At 59.9% G+C, this 16,826-nt stretch carries 19 protein-coding genes; 11 read left to right on the top strand and 8 right to left on the bottom strand.

Annotated features, from left to right (window positions below; all coding sequences use genetic code 11):
* Nucleotides 1-181: hypothetical protein (locus tag DK261_RS33440; RefSeq protein WP_218278194.1), on the top strand; the 181-nt coding region annotated here is incomplete at its 5' end.
* A gap of 87 nt (nucleotides 182-268) precedes the next feature.
* On the opposite strand, the gene tyrS is transcribed toward DK261_RS33440, so the two are convergent.
* On the bottom strand, nucleotides 269-1,468 hold the full coding sequence (gene tyrS, locus DK261_RS30955; protein ID WP_038636398.1) for a tyrosine--tRNA ligase: 1,200 nt from the start codon (nucleotides 1,466-1,468) through the stop codon (nucleotides 269-271).
* 211 nt (nucleotides 1,469-1,679) lie between these two features.
* On the opposite strand from tyrS, the gene DK261_RS30950 reads away from it, so the two are divergent.
* Together DK261_RS30950 and DK261_RS30945 are read left to right on the top strand one after the other, a co-directional pair.
* Entirely contained in the window at nucleotides 1,680-3,110 is a 1,431-nt protein-coding gene (locus DK261_RS30950) for a peptidoglycan DD-metalloendopeptidase family protein (protein ID WP_009051131.1), read from the top strand.
* Between the two features lie 2 nt (nucleotides 3,111-3,112).
* Nucleotides 3,113-4,204: an anhydro-N-acetylmuramic acid kinase gene (locus DK261_RS30945; RefSeq protein ID WP_041984657.1), complete on the top strand. Its 1,092-nt coding sequence runs from the start codon at nucleotides 3,113-3,115 to the stop codon at nucleotides 4,202-4,204.
* 67 nt (nucleotides 4,205-4,271) lie between these two features.
* On the opposite strand, the gene erpA is transcribed toward DK261_RS30945, so the two are convergent.
* Nucleotides 4,272-4,622 carry an iron-sulfur cluster insertion protein ErpA gene (erpA, locus tag DK261_RS30940; RefSeq protein ID WP_007906865.1) on the bottom strand — a complete coding sequence of 117 codons (351 nt, stop codon included), beginning with the start codon at nucleotides 4,620-4,622 and terminating at the stop codon, nucleotides 4,272-4,274.
* Between the two features lie 166 nt (nucleotides 4,623-4,788).
* Nucleotides 4,789-5,823: an N-acetyl-gamma-glutamyl-phosphate reductase gene (gene argC, locus DK261_RS30935; RefSeq protein ID WP_038636394.1), complete on the bottom strand. Its 1,035-nt coding sequence runs from the start codon at nucleotides 5,821-5,823 to the stop codon at nucleotides 4,789-4,791.
* Nucleotides 5,824-5,957: 134 nt separating this feature from the next.
* Here argC and hemJ point away from each other — a divergent pair, with 134 nt between their 5' ends.
* From hemJ to coq7, 6 genes are all read left to right on the top strand, one after another.
* The gene (hemJ, locus tag DK261_RS30930; RefSeq protein ID WP_016702775.1) at nucleotides 5,958-6,389 is read left to right on the top strand and encodes a protoporphyrinogen oxidase HemJ; all 432 of its coding nucleotides are present in this window, start codon (nucleotides 5,958-5,960) and stop codon (nucleotides 6,387-6,389) included.
* Nucleotides 6,390-6,424: 35 nt separating this feature from the next.
* A complete protein-coding gene (locus DK261_RS30925) occupies nucleotides 6,425-7,393 on the top strand; it encodes a nitronate monooxygenase family protein (protein ID WP_110177328.1) in 969 nt (322 codons plus the stop codon).
* A 92-nt stretch (nucleotides 7,394-7,485) separates the two neighbouring features.
* Entirely contained in the window at nucleotides 7,486-8,355 is an 870-nt protein-coding gene (locus tag DK261_RS30920) for a DUF805 domain-containing protein (RefSeq protein WP_016702773.1), read from the top strand.
* Nucleotides 8,356-8,483: 128 nt separating this feature from the next.
* On the top strand, nucleotides 8,484-9,272 hold the full coding sequence (locus tag DK261_RS30915; RefSeq protein ID WP_110177326.1) for an SDR family oxidoreductase: 789 nt from the start codon (nucleotides 8,484-8,486) through the stop codon (nucleotides 9,270-9,272).
* Nucleotides 9,273-9,351: 79 nt separating this feature from the next.
* The gene (locus DK261_RS30910) at nucleotides 9,352-9,690 is read left to right on the top strand and encodes a histidine triad nucleotide-binding protein (protein WP_007930180.1); all 339 of its coding nucleotides are present in this window, start codon (nucleotides 9,352-9,354) and stop codon (nucleotides 9,688-9,690) included.
* A gap of 124 nt (nucleotides 9,691-9,814) precedes the next feature.
* Nucleotides 9,815-10,462: a 2-polyprenyl-3-methyl-6-methoxy-1,4-benzoquinone monooxygenase gene (gene coq7 / locus DK261_RS30905; RefSeq protein ID WP_016702772.1), complete on the top strand. Its 648-nt coding sequence runs from the start codon at nucleotides 9,815-9,817 to the stop codon at nucleotides 10,460-10,462.
* A gap of 82 nt (nucleotides 10,463-10,544) precedes the next feature.
* On the opposite strand, the gene DK261_RS30900 is transcribed toward coq7, so the two are convergent.
* Nucleotides 10,545-10,967, bottom strand: coding sequence for an OsmC family protein (locus tag DK261_RS30900; RefSeq protein ID WP_009045862.1), 423 nt, complete (start codon nucleotides 10,965-10,967; stop codon nucleotides 10,545-10,547).
* A gap of 235 nt (nucleotides 10,968-11,202) precedes the next feature.
* On the opposite strand from DK261_RS30900, the gene crp reads away from it, so the two are divergent.
* Complete coding sequence (gene crp / locus DK261_RS30895; protein ID WP_009051139.1) at nucleotides 11,203-11,847, top strand: cAMP-activated global transcriptional regulator CRP; 645 nt, start codon at nucleotides 11,203-11,205, stop codon at nucleotides 11,845-11,847.
* Here crp and DK261_RS30890 read toward each other — a convergent pair.
* From DK261_RS30890 to DK261_RS30875, 4 genes are all read right to left on the bottom strand, one after another.
* A complete protein-coding gene (locus tag DK261_RS30890) occupies nucleotides 11,844-12,545 on the bottom strand; it encodes a lipoate--protein ligase family protein (protein ID WP_028683513.1) in 702 nt (233 codons plus the stop codon). The genes crp and DK261_RS30890 overlap by 4 nt on opposite strands.
* A 67-nt stretch (nucleotides 12,546-12,612) precedes the next feature.
* Nucleotides 12,613-13,449, bottom strand: coding sequence for an indole-3-glycerol phosphate synthase TrpC (trpC, locus tag DK261_RS30885; protein WP_016702769.1), 837 nt, complete (start codon nucleotides 13,447-13,449; stop codon nucleotides 12,613-12,615).
* Nucleotides 13,446-14,495: an anthranilate phosphoribosyltransferase gene (gene trpD, locus DK261_RS30880; protein ID WP_009051142.1), complete on the bottom strand. Its 1,050-nt coding sequence runs from the start codon at nucleotides 14,493-14,495 to the stop codon at nucleotides 13,446-13,448. The genes trpC and trpD overlap by 4 nt, the downstream gene beginning before the upstream one ends.
* A 9-nt stretch (nucleotides 14,496-14,504) precedes the next feature.
* Nucleotides 14,505-15,098 (bottom strand): aminodeoxychorismate/anthranilate synthase component II, encoded by a 594-nt coding sequence (locus DK261_RS30875; RefSeq protein WP_007930170.1) that lies wholly within the window; start codon nucleotides 15,096-15,098, stop codon nucleotides 14,505-14,507.
* A 408-nt stretch (nucleotides 15,099-15,506) separates the two neighbouring features.
* Here DK261_RS30875 and DK261_RS30870 point away from each other — a divergent pair.
* Nucleotides 15,507-16,826 (top strand): autotransporter domain-containing SGNH/GDSL hydrolase family protein (locus DK261_RS30870; protein ID WP_218278193.1); only part of this gene is annotated, 1,320 nt, incomplete at its 3' end.

Genomic DNA, 16,826 nt, shown 5'->3' with positions numbered 1-16,826 from the left:
GATCTCTCGTCAGCGGGAGGCGAATTCTACAGCGTTACACGCTGCTGTCAACACCTCTTTTTCTCCGCTTTCGACCGAGAAGATCGAACCGTCAATCCGGCGAAAACACACTGCCGAACCGACTCCTTCGGGCCTCGATGAACTGAAGCGTACCGCTGCCGAAAACCGCGTAACTCGTTGAATCTCAAGGAGTTTTCCGTTTCGACTGCGCCGGAAGTGGGGCGAATTATAGAGAGATATGATTCGCCGTCAACACCTATTTTCAGTTTTATTCGGATTTAAGCGTAATACGTGCAAAAGCCTTCTTTCCGGCCTGGCAAACATGAGTCGAGCCGATCGCCCATATAAAGGAACGCTCAACCACCTCACCATCCACACGCACCCCACCTGAGCCAAGCAGGTCACGCGCCATCGCCGAGTTCTTTACCAAGCCGGCCTTATTAAGGACAGCCGCGATCGGCATGTCTTCAGCAGCAGCCAGCTCGATCTCAGGCAGATCATCCGGCAGCTCACCACCCTTCATACGGTTACCCGCCGCACGATGAGCATTCGCCGCAGCCTCTTCACCATGGAAGCGCGCAACGATCTCTTCAGCCAGCTTGATCTTGATATCCCGCGGATTCGCACCTCCCTCGACATCCGCCTTAAAGGAAAGGATCTCCTCCATGGAGCGGAAGCTCAGCAACTCGAAGTAACGCCACATCAAGACATCCGGAATAGAAACCAGCTTGCTGTACATGACACCTGGTGCCTCCTGGATACCTACATAGTTACCCAGTGACTTGGACATCTTCTTGACGCCATCCAACCCCTCGAGCAATGGCATCGTCAGAATGCACTGAGCTTCCTGACCATAACCGCGCTGCAGCTCACGGCCCATCAACAGGTTGAACTTCTGATCGGTACCGCCCAATTCCACATCGGCACGCAGCGCCACCGAGTCATAACCCTGAACCAGCGGATAGAGGAACTCGTGAATGGCAATGGGCTGATTGGTGGAATAGCGCTTGTCGAAATCGTCACGCTCGAGCATGCGAGCAACGGTGTACTGGGAAGTCAGGCGAATGAAGTCCGCAGGCCCCATCTTGTCCATCCAGGTGGAGTTGAAGGCCACCTCGGTTTTCGCCGGATCGAGAATCTTGAACACCTGACTCTTGTAGGTCTCGGCATTTTCGAGGACCTGCTCGCGAGTCAGTGGCGGACGGGTTGCGCTCTTGCCACTCGGATCACCGATCATCCCGGTGAAGTCGCCAATCAGGAAGATCACCTGGTGCCCCAGATCCTGGAACTGGCGCAGCTTATTAATAAGCACGGTGTGACCCAGGTGCAAATCCGGCGCCGTCGGGTCGAAGCCAGCCTTAATACGCAGCGGCTGGCCGCGCTTGAGCTTTTCGATCAGCTCGGACTCGACCAACAACTCTTCCGCACCACGTTTGATCAGCGCTAGCTGCTCTTCAACCGACTTCATAACAGACCCGCAAGGCTCAGATTCAAAGGGAACCAACCATACAAGATCAGCGCCCAATTACAAGTTTTGCCCGGCGTATGGATGGCTTTCCACGAACAGAACGTCCGCAGGCTTGCTTAACAGATGATTTGGTTATATTTTATACAGTTATTTCATCTTCATCATGTCATTCATCTTTTCCAATTCATCTTTTTCAAAGTCAAAATTACCTATGACCACAGAACCGCCTAAAGCCCCGCCGCTTTATCCGAAGACCCACCTGCTCGCCGCAAGTGGCATCGCCGCCCTCCTCAGCCTGGCGCTCCTGGTATTCCCTTCCAGTGATGTAGAAGCCAAAAGAACAACTCTGAGTCTTGATCTGGAAAGCCCAGCCGAGCAACTGACACAAGATCAAGACGCTGCAGACGCCGTACAAGCCACAAATGAAGCCGTACCGTCCCCGTTCGCGCAAATCGAAAACAGCCCCGAAGACACCGCAAAGACTGCTGAAACCGCTCAAGAACAGCCTGCTCCAGCCCTAGCAGAAGAAAAGAAGACGGCTAATCACAGGGAAGTCATTGTTGCCAAGGGCGACACCCTTTCCACGCTATTCGAGAAGGTCGGCCTGCCAGCCACCTCGGTGCACGAAGTGTTGGCCAGCGACAAGCAGGCCAAGCAGTTCACCCAGTTGAAGCGCGGCCAGAAACTTGAGTTCGAACTGGGCCCGGACGGCCAGTTGAACAACTTGCACAGCAAGGTCAACGACCTGGAAAGCATCACCCTGACCAAAGGGCCAAAAGGCTTCGCCTTCAGCCGTATCACCGCCAAGCCCATGGTGCGCACGGCCTATGTTCATGGCGTGATCAACAGCTCGCTGTCGCAATCCGCAGCCCGTGCCGGCCTCTCTCACAGCCTGACGATGGACATGGCCAACGTCTTTGGCTACGACATCGACTTTGCCCAGGATATTCGCCCGGGCGACGAGTTCGACGTGATCTACGAGCAGACCGTCGTCAATGGCAAAGCCGTGGGCTCCCGCAACATTCTCTCTGCGCGTTTCACCAACCGTGGCAAGACCTACACCGCGGTGCGTTACACCAACAAACAAGGCATGAGCAGTTATTACACCGCTGACGGCAATAGCATGCGCAAGGCCTTTATCCGTACGCCAGTGGACTTCGCACGTATCAGCTCGCGCTTCTCCATGGGCCGCAAACACCCGATCCTGAACAAGATCCGCGCTCACAAAGGCGTCGACTACGCAGCCCCTCGCGGCACGCCAATCAAGGCTGCCGGCGATGGCAAGGTGCTTCTGGCCGGGCGTCGTGGCGGATACGGCAACACCGTGATCATCCAGCACGGTAACGCCTACCGTACGCTGTACGGCCATATGCAAGGCTTCGCCAAAGGCGTCAAGACCGGCGGAACCGTCAAGCAAGGCCAGGTGATCGGCTACATTGGCACCACCGGGCTTTCCACGGGCCCGCACTTGCATTACGAGTTCCAGGTCAATGGCGTTCACGTCGACCCACTGGGCCAGAAGCTGCCGATGGCTGACCCGATTGCCAAAGCGGAACGCGCGCGTTTCCTGCAACAAAGCCAGCCGCTGATGGCGCGGATGGATCAGGAAAAAGCCACCCTGCTCGCTTCGAACAAGCGTTAAGCATGGCGCTCTATATAGGTGTGATGTCCGGGACCAGCCTTGATGGCCTGGATATCGCACTCATCGAGCAAACCCCGGCGATCAGGCTGATCGCCACGCATTACATCCCCATGCCCGAATCCCTGCGCGCCGAGCTGCTTGGCTTGTGCGCCAGCGGCCCCGATGAAATCGCCCGCTCTGCCATCGCCCAACAGAACTGGGTGAAGCTGGCCGCCCAGGGTATTCATAGCCTCCTTGCTCAACAACAGCTGAAACCCGCAGATATTCGCGCTATTGGTAGTCATGGCCAGACCATCCGTCATGAGCCAGCCCGCGGTTTCACGGTCCAGATCGGCAACCCGGCCCTGCTGACAGAGCTCACTGGAATCACTGTGGTCAGCGACTTTCGCAGCCGCGACGTCGCCGCTGGCGGCCAGGGCGCCCCACTGGTGCCGGCCTTTCATGAGGCGCTCTTTGATCGAAGTGCCGGCAAGCGTGCAGTCTTGAACGTCGGCGGCTTCAGCAACCTGAGCCTGATCGAGAGCGACAAGCCGGTTGCCGGCTTCGATTGCGGCCCGGGCAACGTTCTGCTGGATGCCTGGATCAATGCCCAACGTGGCGAGAACTACGATCGCGACGGCCAGTGGGCCGCCAGTGGTCATGTTGAGCCGATGCTGCTGAACGCGCTGCTCAGCGACCCATTCTTTGCCACTCAAGGCCCGAAGAGTACTGGCCGCGAGGTGTTCAACCTGGAATGGCTACAGGGGCATCTGGCTCGTTTGCCGGCCTTTGCCCCCGAAAACGTACAGGCAACGCTCCTGGAGCTGACAGCACTGACCATCGTCGAGTCGCTGCAAGCCGCGCAGACCGATACCCAGGAACTGCTAGTCTGCGGCGGCGGCGCCCACAACTCGGCCTTGATGAAACGCCTGTCCAGCCTACTGCCCAACACCAAGGTCAGCAGTACCGCCACCCACGGCGTCGATCCAGACTGGGTTGAAGCCATGGCGTTCGCCTGGCTGGCCCACTGCTGCCTCGAAGGCATCGCCGCCAACCGCCCAAGCGTCACCGGTGCCCGCGGCCTGCGTGTACTGGGCGCGATCTACCCCGCCTGATCGCCAGACAGCAAAACGCCGCAGAGCCCGAAAGCCCTGCGGCGCCTGATAAAACCTTGACCAGCGATCAGATCGAGAATGAAGAACCGCAACCGCAGGTGGTCGTAGCATTCGGGTTCTTGATCACGAAGCGCGAACCTTCCAGACCTTCCTGATAATCCACCTCGGCACCCGCCAGGTACTGGAAACTCATCGGATCGACCACCAGGCTGACGCCTTCGCGCTCGACGATGGTGTCGTCATCCGCGACTTCTTCATCGAAAGTGAAGCCGTACTGAAACCCTGAACAACCGCCGCCCGTAACGAATACGCGCAGCTTCAAGCGATCATTACCCTCTTCATCGACCAGGCTCTTCACCTTGTGCGCGGCACCGTGGGTGAATTGCAAAGCCGTGGGGGTGAAGGATTCGACGCTCATGCTGACTATCTCCCGGCGTTACGCCGCCATAATGCGTGATGACGCGCATTATCCGCTTCTCCCAGAAAAGCGGTCAACTATTGTTACGGTATATCAATAAGCCCGGGGCTCACCGCAGAATGCAAAAAGGCCCGTAACGGGCCTTTTGCTGAAGCAGGCAGGCGCCTTAAGGCAGCATGCCAGCGTGGGACAGGCCCAGGCGCTCGTCCAGACCGAACAGGATGTTCATGTTCTGTACGGCCTGGCCCGAAGCACCTTTGACCAGGTTGTCGATCACCGACAACACGACCACCAGATCGCCATCCTGCGGACGGTGCACGGCAATCCGGCAGACGTTGGCGCCTCGCACGCTGCGGGTTTCCGGATGGCTGCCCGCCGGCATCACATCCACGAACGGCTCGTTGGCATAACGTTTCTCGAACAGCGCCTGCAGGTCCACAGACTTGTCCACGACAGTGGAATAGAGCGTCGAGTGAATGCCGCGGATCATCGGCGTCAGGTGCGGCACGAACGTCAGGCCGACATCCTTGCCCGCCGCACGGCGCAGCCCCTGGCGAATCTCCGGCAGGTGACGATGCCCCTTGACCGCATAGGCCTTCATGCTTTCCGAGGTCTCGGAGTACAGGGAGCCAACGCTGGCCCCCCGGCCGGCGCCACTGACACCCGACTTGCAGTCGGCGATCAGCCGCGAAGTATCGGCCAGCCCAGCTTCCAGCAATGGCAGAAAGCCGAGTTGGGTAGCGGTCGGATAGCAACCCGGAACAGCGATCAGACGCGCCTGCTTGATCTGCTCGCGATTGACTTCAGGCAGGCCATAGACGGCTTCGTCGAGCAATTCAGGGGCGCCGTGGGGCTGGCCGTACCACTTGGCCCACTCATCGGCGTCCTGCAGACGGAAATCCGCCGACAGGTCGATGACCTTGGTACCCGCAGCCAGCAGCTCACCCGCCAGGGCGTGGGCAACGCCGTGCGGCGTCGCGAAGAACACCACATCGCAGGCACCGAGGGTCTTGATGTCCGGAACGCTGAATGCCAGGCCGTCATAGTGGCCTCGCAGGTTCGGGTACATATCGGCAACGGCAAGGCCTGCCTCGGATCGGGAAGTGATGACTACCACTTCAGCCTGCGGATGCTGTGCCAACAGACGCAGCAGTTCGACACCGGTGTAACCCGTGCCGCCGACGATACCGACCTTGACCATAAACCTGCCCTCAACGAACCCACTGGAAAGCCGTCGATGATAGGGGCCGAAAGACCCTGCGACAACCGTCAAGGTGACGTGCGGACGCTCCTGCCTCTACTATCTGCGCTACCGTGAACCTGGGAATAACCTAAATGCTCTATCTGTGGCTCAAAGCCTTTCACATCGTCAGTCTGGTCTGCTGGTTTGCCGGTCTGTTCTACCTGCCACGCCTGTTCGTTTATCACGCTCAAAGCGAAGACACGATCAGCAAGGAACGCTTCAGTATCATGGAGCGCAAGCTGTACCGCGGGATCATGGGGCCGGCGATGATCGCCACGCTGGTTTTCGGTATCTGGCTGCTGAGCCTGAACCCCAGCGCCTACTTCGGCCAGGGTGGCTGGATGCATGCCAAGCTGGCCCTGGTAGTCATCCTGATTGGCTACCACCACATGTGCGGCGCCCAGGTGAAACGTTTTGCCCGTGGCGAAAACACCCGCAGCCATGTCTTTTACCGCTGGTTCAATGAAGTGCCAGTTCTGGTATTGCTGGCTATCGTAATTCTGGTCGTCGTCCGGCCGTTCTAATTCCTACTAGCCGTTCATTATTCGGGGTACTTCCAATGTCGCTGCCCGCTCTGCTCGAACAACGCTTGCGCTTGCCTGTCGTGGCGGCGCCGATGTTCCTGATTTCCAACCCACAACTGGTTCTGGCGTGCTGCCGCAACGGTGTAGTGGGCAGTTTCCCTGCCCTCAACCAGCGTGAAAGCAGTGGCTTCAAGGCCTGGCTGGAAGAAATCGAAGCAGGCCTTGCGACCCTGGAAAACCCCGCACCCTATGCCGTCAACCTGATCGTGCATCACAGCAACCCACGCTTGAACGCCGACCTGGCGATCTGCATCGAACACAAGGTGCCTATCGTCATCACCAGCCTCGGGGCGGTGAAGGAGTTGGTCGATGCGGTGCATGCTTATGGAGGCCTGGTCTTCCATGACGTCACCACCCGACGCCACGCGGAAAAAGCTGCCGAGGCCGGGGTCGACGGCCTGATCGCAGTAGCCGCCGGCGCCGGTGGTCACGCCGGGACCTGGAGCCCGTTCTCCCTGATCGCCGAAATTCGCCAGTTCTTCGACAAGACGCTGCTGCTGGCTGGCTGCCTGAACCATGGCCACGAGATACTCGCCGCACAGTTGCTTGGTGCCGACCTCGCCTACTTCGGCACGCGCTTTATCGGCACCACGGAAAGCCACGCGCCGGAAGCCTATAAAGAGATGCTGCTGAGCGCCAAGGCCACCGACATCGTCCACACCGCAGCGGTCTCCGGGGTTCCGGCAAGCTTCATGCGCCAAAGCCTGGAAAACGCCGGCTTCGACCTTGCCGCCCTGCAGGGTAAAGGCGAAGTCAACTTCGGCTCGAAACTCAAGCCGCTCAGCGACGAAGCCAAAGCCTGGAAAACCGTGTGGTCCGCCGGACAAGGCGTCGGCGAAATCGATGACTTGCCGAGTGTCGATCAACTGGTCGCCCGCCTGGACGCCGAATACCGTGCCGCACAGGAACTGGCCGCTCGGCTGCCGCAACGCTGGCCACGCTGAATCGCTGATGTTTTTTGGCCAGCAACGGACGGCTGGCCTTAAACTATCGCCCTGCGAAAGCCCTCTCTATAAAGCCGACAAGGAAGCCCTGCATGAGCGAAAACCGTTTCAAGATCGTATTTGACGGGGCTCTGCTTCCGGGTGTCGACATCGAACATGCCAAGCAGAAAATCGCCAAGCTGTTCAAAAGCGATATCGCCGCGATCGAGCCTCTGTTCAAGGGGCAAAACATTACCCTCAAGCGCGACCTCTCCCAGCAGGATGCGGATATTTATCTCGCCGCGCTGAACCAGGCCGGTATCGCCCCACGCGTAGAACCGGATCTTGCCCCAGGCGCCAGCCAACCGACACCTCAACCTGCTCCCCCGGCGCCAGCCCCTTCGCTTTCGGTGGACTTGCCTCAAGCAGGCCCCACCGCGACAAGTGACTGGCAACGCCCGACACCGACACCAGCGCCAGAACCCATGGCCGGCGCGGACACTTCGCCCTATACCCCGCCTCAAGCCACAGTGGGTGATCCCCTTCCCGAGTTTGGCGAGCTGAAGTTCTATACCGTCGATGGCCGCATCGGGCGCCTGCGCTATCTCGCCTGGACCCTCGTGCTGATCCTGCTGACTACCCTCGTCGGCGGCTTCCTGACCGCGGCTCTGGTCGGCAACGGCCTGCAGGCGACGGGAATGATCTTCCTCGGCGTCGTAGCACTGGCCTTCGCCTATCTGAACATCACCATTTCCGTTCAGCGCCTGCATGACCTGGGCTGGTCGGGCTGGCTCTGGCTGTTGAACTTGCTGCCATTTGTGTACGCGGTGTTTCCGCTGCTGCTGGCGGTCCTGCCGGGCAACACCGGCGCCAATCGTTACGGCGCGCCGCCTCCGCCAAACAGTGGAGCGGTCAAGGGGCTTGCCGCGCTGTGGATAATCGTTTTGCTGCTGTCCTTCATTGGCGGGCTCAGCTCGGTCTAAGGCGCCCAGGATGGCAGCAGCGAAAGCAGCAAGCGCGCCCTGGCCACCTGTAGACTATCGGATTGAAATAACGCGCCGGTGCCAGGGACTTTCCCCACAGGCGACCGACCGTTGCAATGGAGAACCGCATGACCCGTTACGCTCTGATCACCGGCGCCTCCAGCGGCATAGGCCTGGCCCTGGCCGAAGCGCTGGCCCGGCGTGGCCGCAGCCTGATCCTGGTGGCCCGTCAGCGTGATCAGCTGGAAAGCATCGCCATCGAGTTGACCCAGCGTTTTGGCGTCGAGGTGCTGTTCCGCGCCTGCGACCTGTCCGAGCCTTTGCGGCTTTCGGGCTTTCTGCTGGAGCTGGAGGAAGGCGACCGGCAGATCGACCTGCTGGTGAACTGCGCCGGCATCGGCACCTGCGGGCCGTTCCTCGCCCAGGACTGGATGACCGAACAGGACCTGATCGAAGTGAACATTCTCGCCCTCACCCGGCTTTGCCATGCCCTGGGCAACAGCATGGCCTTGCAGGGCGGCGGGCAGATTCTCAACGTCGCCTCGATCGCCGGCTTCTATCCCGGCCCCTGGATGAGCACCTACTACGCCAGCAAGGCCTATGTGCTGCACTTCTCCGAAGGCCTGCGCGAAGAGTTGAAAAACAATGCGGTGAAGGTTTCGGTACTCTGCCCCGGCCCGACCCGCACCGGTTTCTTTGATACCGCCCAGTTGAACACCAGCAAGCTCAACGACAGCAAGCTGCTGATGAGCCCGGAAGAAGTCGCGCTGTACACCGTGCGCGCCCTGGAAAAGAACCGCGCCATTATCATCCCCGGCCGCCGCAACCGCTGGTTCGCGTTCAGCCCGCGGCTGGGTTCGCGCTGGCTGACCCGCAAGATTTCCGGCTCCGTCAACAAAGCCTATTGCCCGCGCTGACCTGGCAATCATCTAAGGCTGGGCGCACTCGGCTTGCCTGAGTACACTCAGCCCGGACCAACACAACGGAGAAACAGCTGTGGATACTCTGTTCACCAAGATCATCAACCGGGAAATACCGGCGAAGATCATCTACGAGGACGACCAGGTTCTGGCCTTCCACGATATCGCCCCACAGGCCCCCGTGCATTTCCTGGTAGTTCCAAAAAAGCCGGTGCGCACCCTCAATGACCTGACCGAAGACGACAAGCTGCTGGCCGGACATATCCTGTTCACCGCCCAGCGCCTGGCCAGGGAACTGGGTTGCGAGGAAGGCTTCCGCGTCGTCATGAACTGCAATGAACTCGGCGGCCAGACCGTGTATCACATTCACATGCACGTTCTGGGTCAGCGCCAGATGCACTGGCCGCCGGGCTGATCCCCGCCCAAAGTGCGCGACAGCACACTTCTCGCCCGGTTTGCCGAGAGTGTGCTGATCCAGCGCAGGCCTCTGCCCATCGATTGGGGTAAACTGGCCGCCGTGATTCTTCCCGGAGGTAAGCATGACTACCCAACGTCACTACTCGCCGATTGACCGTCTACTGCTGCAGGCAGATGCGGCAATGCGTACCTTGCTGCCCTTCAGTGGCCAGCCTTATCGCCCTTCCCCTGCCATCGTGCAGCCGGACGTGCAGATGAGCGAAGAGGACACCAAGCATGTCGCCGGCCTGATGCGCATCAACCATACCGGCGAAGTCTGCGCCCAGGCGCTGTACCAGGGCCAGGCCCTGACCGCCAAGCTGCCGCACGTGCGCGCCGCCATGGAGCACGCCGCGGAAGAAGAAATCGACCACCTGGTCTGGTGCGAGCAACGCATTCACCAGTTGGGTAGCCACACCAGTGTGCTCAACCCACTGTTTTACGGCATGTCGTTCGGCATCGGCGCGGTAGCCGGGCTGATCAGCGACAAGGTCAGCCTGGGTTTCGTGGCTGCTACTGAAGATCAGGTGTGCAAACACCTCAACGAACACCTTGAGCAATTGCCGGCCGAGGACGAAAAATCCCGGGCGATTCTCGAGCAGATGCGCATCGACGAAGAACAACACGCCGAAAGCGCGCTGGACGCAGGGGGATTCCGCTTCCCCACGCCGGTGAAGTTCGGCATGAGCCTGCTGGCCAAGGTCATGACCAAAAGCACTTACCGGATCTGATCGATACAAATCGCAGGCAAAAAAAGGGCGCTTTTTCAGCGCCCTTTCTTTTGCCACGAATTCAGGATGGTTGAATGGAAACTCAACCGAGCTCGACGATTTCGTAATCGTGAGTGATGGCAACCCCGGCCGCACCGAGCATGATCGATGCCGAGCAGTATTTTTCCGCCGACAGCTCGATGGCGCGCTTGACCTGGGCTTCTTTCAACCCGCGGCCCTTGACCACGAAGTGCATGTGAATCTTGGTGAAAACCTTGGGGTCCTCGGTCGCACGCTCGGCGTCGAGGAAGGCTTCGCAACTTTCGACAGCCTGGCGGGACTTTTTCAGGATGCTGACCACGTCGAAGTTGCTGCAACCGCCTACGCCGAGCAGGAGCATTTCCATCGGGCGCACGCCCAGGTTACGACCGCCGGCTTCCGGCGGGCCATCCATTACCACCACATGACCGCTGCCCGATTCCCCGAGGAACATGGCTTCGCCAGCCCATTGGATGCGTGCCTTCATCGCCAAGACTCCACTGCTAAAAAAGGGTCGCCAGCTTAGCACAGGGCCTTGGACGGCAGCGCTTTGCCTGTTCCGGTGCCACACTCAGTTCTGATAGGAAAATTCTTAATTACCCAAAGGATGTGTCTGTTAAGCTGGCGCCAAATCGCTGGCGCATTGCCAGCTATCGGCGATCCTGCTTGACCGCCCCATAAAAAAACCAAATCACACCGTGCTGTCTTTTCGGGATACAACCATGGTTGCTCTTGCCCCTACACCCAAGATCAAGAACCTCGACAAGCTGTTGATGCACTGCCAGCGCCGCCGCTATCAGGCCAAGAGCAACATCATCTGCGCCGGTGACCAGTCGGACACGCTGTTCTTCATCATCAAAGGCTCGGTCACCATCCTGATCGAAGACGATGACGGTCGGGAAATGATCATCGCCTATCTCAATGCCGGGGATTTTTTCGGCGAGCTGGGCCTGTTCGAACAGGCCGGGCATGAGCAGCAACGCAGCGCCTGGGTACGCGCCAAGGTCGAATGCGAAGTCGCGGAGATCAGCTATGCGAAATTCCGTGAGTTGTCTCAACAGGACCCGGACATTCTGTATGTGCTAAGCGGCCAGATCGCCCAACGCCTGCGCAACACCACCCGCAAGGTCGGCGACCTGGCGTTCTTCGATGTCACCGGGCGCGTAGCCCGCTGCCTGCTCGAACTGTGCAAGCAGCCGGATGCCATGACCCACCCGGACGGCATGCAGATCAAGGTGACCCGTCAGGAAATCGGGCGAATCGTCGGCTGCTCACGGGAAATGGTCGGCCGGGTGCTCAAGGACCTCGAAGAACGCAACCTGGTCCATGTCAAAGGCAAGACCATGGTGGTGTTCGGCACCCGCTAGAGCGGCAGGAACTGCGCCAGCATCTGCCGATACAGGGTATCCAGGCGCTCGATGGCATTCGGCGCGGCGAACGCCTCATGCAAGGCGATATGGCTCTCGGCACGGCAACGCTGCTCCAGGCCACAGGCCTGGTTGAACCGATTGACCGCCGCGACCATGGTTTCCCGCTCGTCATCCAGCAACAGCGCGCCATGCACCAATCCAACCGGACGCGTCCCACCCTTGCTCTGACGCCAACGCTGGGCGGTGCCAACCATCTTGCGCCCGTTGAGATTGACGTTGAACCGGCCATCGCAGAAAGCGCCCTCGACTTCACCCAGGGAGGGTTCGCCCCCCAGCTCGGAAAGCAGGTCGCAGATCGGCTGGCACAAACGGCGATAACCGGTTTCGATCCGGTTCTGGTCACCCTCACTGCGAGGCGGCGCATAGACCAGCGCGATATTGATCGTCGCAGCCGATTGCGGCACCGGCTCCCCACCGGTTTCCCGTAGCAACACCGGCCAGCCACTGGCGGCTAGTGCCTCGCAAGCCTGCTCAAACCCCGGCAAACGACTCAAGCGCCGCGGCATCACCAGCGCCCTGTCACTCGGTTGCCAGAACAACAGGCCGTACTCCTGGTCACCGCTGCATACCTGGGCGAGCAGATCCTGTTCGGCCTGCAGACCGGCTTCGACGGTCAGGGAAAGGGGCTGGGTCATGACAGTAAAGGTCCTTTGCGATAGGTATAAAAAAGCCGGCGGCGCCGGCTTCTTCATCAACTCAGGTTCAGTCCAGGGTCGAACCGCTCACCGGCACGCCACGCTCCGGGAAGAACAGGCGTTGCAGTTCCAGGCCTGGGCTCTCGGCCCGCATAAAGGCCTCGCCCACCAGGAAGGAGTAGACGTCGCTGATTTCCATCAGCTCGACATCGGCCCGGTTGAGGATGCCGCTCTCGGTGATCACAAGACGATCGCGCGGAATCTGCGGCAACAGATCGAGGGTGGTCTCCAGATTGACCTCGAAGGTGTGCAGGTTGCGGTTGTTGATGCCCACCAGCGGCGTGTCGAGGGTTTTCAGGGCGCGTTGCAGCTCGTCGCCGTCATGCACTTCAACCAGCACATCAAGACCCACACCTTTGGCCACGGTAGCCAGTTCGGCCATCCTGGCATCATCCAGCGCCGCCACAATCAACAGCACGCAGTCGGCACCCAAGGCGCGGGCTTCGACGATCTGGTACGGATCGATCATGAAGTCCTTGCGGATCACCGGCAGCGAACAGGCGGCGCGCGCCTGTTGCAGGTAGGCGTCGGCGCCCTGGAAATAATCGACGTCGGTGAGCACCGACAGGCAGGTCGCGCCACCCTTCTCATAGCTCTTGGCGATTTCCGCCGGCACGAAATGCTCGCGGATCACGCCTTTGCTCGGCGAGGCTTTCTTGATTTCGGCGATCACCGCCGGCTGCTTGAGCTTGGCCTGGTCGAGCAGCGCCTTGGCAAAGCCGCGCGGCGCATCCGCGGCGCGGGCCAGGCCTTCGAGTTCGGCCAGGCTTACCCGTGCGCTACGCTCAGCCACTTCCTCGACCTTGCGGGCGAGGATTTTTTCCAGAACCGTCGGCACACTCATCCTTCATTCTCCTGCTTGAATACCGCGGTAAAGGCACCCAACTCCTCCAGCTTCTCGCGAGCCAACCCAGTGTGCAAAGCGTCATGGGCCAGGGCTACACCTTCTTTCAGGCTGCTGGCATGGTCCGCGGCATAGAGCGCGGCACCGGCATTGAGCACAATCATTTCCGCTGCCTTCTGCCCATGCTCGGTCTTGCGCCGCCCCAAGGCATCGCGAATCAGCTCAAGCGATGCCGCCGGGCTTTCGACCACCAGGCCGAACAGGCTCTGGCTCTTCATGCCGAGGTCTTCGGGCTGCACCCAATACTCAGTGATCTGATCGTCCTTCAGTTCAGCGACAAAGGTCGGCGCGGCGATACTGAATTCATCCAGGCCATCCTGAGAGTGCACTACCAGCACGTGCTTGCTACCCAAACGTTGCAAAACTTCGGCCAATGGCCGGCACAACGCCTGAGTGAACACACCCACCACCTGATGTTTCACACCGGCCGGATTCGTAAGCGGGCCGAGCATGTTGAACAGGGTGCGCAGGCCGAGATCGCGGCGCGGGCCAGCGGCGTACTTCATGGCACCGTGATGGGACTGGGCGAACATGAAACCGATGCCGACGTTATCAATGCAGCGGGCAACCTGTACCGGCGTCAGGTTCAGATAGATGCCAGCGGATTCGAGCAGGTCGGCACTACCGCTTTTCCCGGACACCGCACGGTTGCCGTGCTTGGCCACCGTGCAACCGGCTGCTGCGACGACAAAGGAAGAAGCCGTAGACACGTTGAAGATGTTCGCACCGTCACCGCCGGTGCCGACCACATCGACCACGCCGTCGAGGGTTTTCAGCTCGACCTTGTCCGCCAGCTCGCGCATGACCGAAACAGCGCCGACGATTTCGTCGATGCTTTCGCTCTTCATGCGCATAGCCATCATGAAGGCGCCGATTTGTGCGTCAGTGCACTGGCCGGTCATGATTTCACGCATGACCTGGCGCATTTCATCGGTGCTCAGATCGAGGTGGCCGACAATACGGCTCAGGGCAGTCTTGATATCCATGGAAAGTCCTTAGCGCGTGCCGCCGCTCTGTTTGAGGAAGTTGGCGAACAGCTCGTGGCCCTGCTCGGTGAGAATAGACTCGGGGTGAAACTGCACACCCTCGATGTTCAGTGTCTTGTGGCGCAGCCCCATGATCTCGTCGACGGAGCCGTCTTCCAGCTGGGTCCAGGCGGTCAGTTCGAGGCAGTCCGGCAAGGTGTCGTGCTTGACCACCAGGGAATGGTAACGGGTCACGGTCAGCGGATGGTTCAGACCGGCGAATACGCCCTTGTCCTGGTGAAATACCGGGCTAGTCTTACCATGCATCACCTGCCGCGCGCGCACCACATCGCCGCCAAAGGCCTGGCCAATGGACTGGTGGCCCAGGCAGACGCCCAGGATCGGCAGCTTGCCGGCGAAATGCTTGATCGCTTCGATGGACACACCGGCTTCGGTCGGTGTGCAAGGACCGGGCGACACGACGATCCGCTCAGGGTTGAGCGCTTCGATTTCAGCCACGGTCAGTTCGTCGTTGCGCACCACCTTGACCTCGGCACCCAACTCGCCAAGGTATTGCACAACGTTATAGGTAAAGGAGTCGTAGTTATCGATCATCAGCAACATGGGGATTACAACCTCTTGAATTCACTGACTTTTAATACAGCCTTCAGTGGATTGCCCGCTGACAGGCCCGCCGGGGGTTGCAATCACTCAACCAGCACAAGCGGAGTCGAACAGGGGTAAAGAAGGCGAAACGGTACAGGTCCGGCCGGGCCGGCAGAGAAAAGTTAGGCGCGCCAACGCCAACGGGCGTGTGCCTTAACAACTCGCATCAAGAGTTTGCTGACGATTAACACGGGGAAGGTCTCATTCATACATTCAGGCACAGTAACTTAGCTGAGCAGAGGGCGCAATATGGCGGGGCCCGCGCCCGGATAAACAAGCGATATGGCTTATAGCCATAGCTCAGACACAAAAGTTTTTGGTACTGTCGTTTCGTTCTCTACAACAATAAATAAAACGGACTTGTTCATGATCAAAAAGACGTTGTTCGTACCACTCGCCAGCAGTCTTTTGTCTTTAGCCTGCACTCAAGCGATCGCAGCCCCCTCCCCCTATTCCAGCTTTATCGTGTTCGGCGACAGCCTCAGCGATGCCGGGCAATTCGCCGATCCAGGCGGTCCTGCGGGAGCGACCCAGCGCTTTACCAACCGCACCGGGCCGGTCTACCTGGATGGTAGCGGAGAACTCCGTTCCGCCAACTCGACCCAATTGCTCGGCGCCAAACTGGGGTTCTCCGAGGACCAGCTCGCCGCATCGACCTCGGCCACCCGCGCCAGCGAAGGCCTGCCTGACGGCAACAACTGGGCGGTCGGCGGTTATCGCACCGACCAGATTCTCGATTCGATTACCACCACCTCGACCGCCGGCAGCCGTAGCCGCCCGGGTTATCTGGTGGCCAACCATTTGCGCGCCGACCCGAATGCCCTGTACTACCTGTCGGGCGGCGGCAACGACTTCCTCCAGGGCCGCGTCACCAGCCTCGACCAGGCCAATGCAGCAGCTGGTCGCCTGGTCGACAGCGTGCAGACCCTGCAACAGGCCGGCGCCCGCTACATCATGGTCTGGCTGCTACCGGATATCGGCCTGACCCCGGCAATCAACGGCAGCCCGTTGCAAGGGTTCACCTCCCAACTCAGCGCCCAGTTCAACACCGAGTTGGTGCGGCAACTACAGACGGTCGATGCCGAAGTCATTCCCCTCAATATTCCCGTGCTCTTGAAGGAAAGCTTCGCCAACCCGGCACAGTTCGGCCTGGCCACCGACCAGAACCTTATCGCCACCTGCTTCAGTGGCAATGGCTGTACGGAAAACGCCCGCTATGGCATTCACAGCGCCACACCTGACCCGAGCAAGTTGATCTATAACGACTCGGTCCACCCCACCGAAGCCGGCCAGCGGCTGATCGCCGATTACGCTTACTCCCTGCTGGCAGCGCCCTGGGAAATAACCCTGCTCCCGGAAATGGCCCAGGGCACCCTGCGTGCCCATCAGGATGAGCTGCGCAACCAATGGCAGGCCGATTGGGAAAACTGGCAGGGCGTCGGTCAATGGCGGGCGATTGTCGCCGCGGGTGGCCAGCATCAGGACTTCGACAGCCAACGCAGCGGCGCCAGTGCCGACGGCAATGGCTTCAACCTGAACATCGGCGGCAGCTACCGGCTCGACGAGGCCTGGCGAGTGGGCGTGCTGGCCGGCGCCTATCGGCAGAAGCTCGAAGCGGGCAGCAACGATTCGGACTACAAGCTCAACACCTACCTGGGCACCGCCTTCGTCCAGTACCAGCAAAAT

Source organism: Pseudomonas sp. RW409 (assembly GCF_003184125.1).
In the GTDB taxonomy this organism is placed as follows: domain Bacteria; phylum Pseudomonadota; class Gammaproteobacteria; order Pseudomonadales; family Pseudomonadaceae; genus Aquipseudomonas; species Aquipseudomonas chlororaphis_I.
Note: the sequence above shows the minus strand (reverse complement) of the source record. Positions and strands in the feature narration are given on the sequence as shown.

Coding starts and splice junctions, on each gene's coding strand:
- tyrS (WP_038636398.1), bottom strand. CDS start 1,468: ATGAAGTCGGTTGAAGAGCAGCTAGCGCTGATCAAACGTGGTGCGGAA.
- DK261_RS30950 (WP_009051131.1), top strand. CDS start 1,680: ATGACCACAGAACCGCCTAAAGCCCCGCCGCTTTATCCGAAGACCCAC.
- DK261_RS30945 (WP_041984657.1), top strand. CDS start 3,113: ATGGCGCTCTATATAGGTGTGATGTCCGGGACCAGCCTTGATGGCCTG.
- erpA (WP_007906865.1), bottom strand. CDS start 4,622: ATGAGCGTCGAATCCTTCACCCCCACGGCTTTGCAATTCACCCACGGT.
- argC (WP_038636394.1), bottom strand. CDS start 5,823: ATGGTCAAGGTCGGTATCGTCGGCGGCACGGGTTACACCGGTGTCGAA.
- hemJ (WP_016702775.1), top strand. CDS start 5,958: ATGCTCTATCTGTGGCTCAAAGCCTTTCACATCGTCAGTCTGGTCTGC.
- DK261_RS30925 (WP_110177328.1), top strand. CDS start 6,425: ATGTCGCTGCCCGCTCTGCTCGAACAACGCTTGCGCTTGCCTGTCGTG.
- DK261_RS30920 (WP_016702773.1), top strand. CDS start 7,486: ATGAGCGAAAACCGTTTCAAGATCGTATTTGACGGGGCTCTGCTTCCG.
- DK261_RS30915 (WP_110177326.1), top strand. CDS start 8,484: ATGACCCGTTACGCTCTGATCACCGGCGCCTCCAGCGGCATAGGCCTG.
- coq7 (WP_016702772.1), top strand. CDS start 9,815: ATGACTACCCAACGTCACTACTCGCCGATTGACCGTCTACTGCTGCAG.
- DK261_RS30900 (WP_009045862.1), bottom strand. CDS start 10,967: ATGAAGGCACGCATCCAATGGGCTGGCGAAGCCATGTTCCTCGGGGAA.
- crp (WP_009051139.1), top strand. CDS start 11,203: ATGGTTGCTCTTGCCCCTACACCCAAGATCAAGAACCTCGACAAGCTG.
- DK261_RS30890 (WP_028683513.1), bottom strand. CDS start 12,545: ATGACCCAGCCCCTTTCCCTGACCGTCGAAGCCGGTCTGCAGGCCGAA.
- trpC (WP_016702769.1), bottom strand. CDS start 13,449: ATGAGTGTGCCGACGGTTCTGGAAAAAATCCTCGCCCGCAAGGTCGAG.
- trpD (WP_009051142.1), bottom strand. CDS start 14,495: ATGGATATCAAGACTGCCCTGAGCCGTATTGTCGGCCACCTCGATCTG.
- DK261_RS30875 (WP_007930170.1), bottom strand. CDS start 15,098: ATGTTGCTGATGATCGATAACTACGACTCCTTTACCTATAACGTTGTG.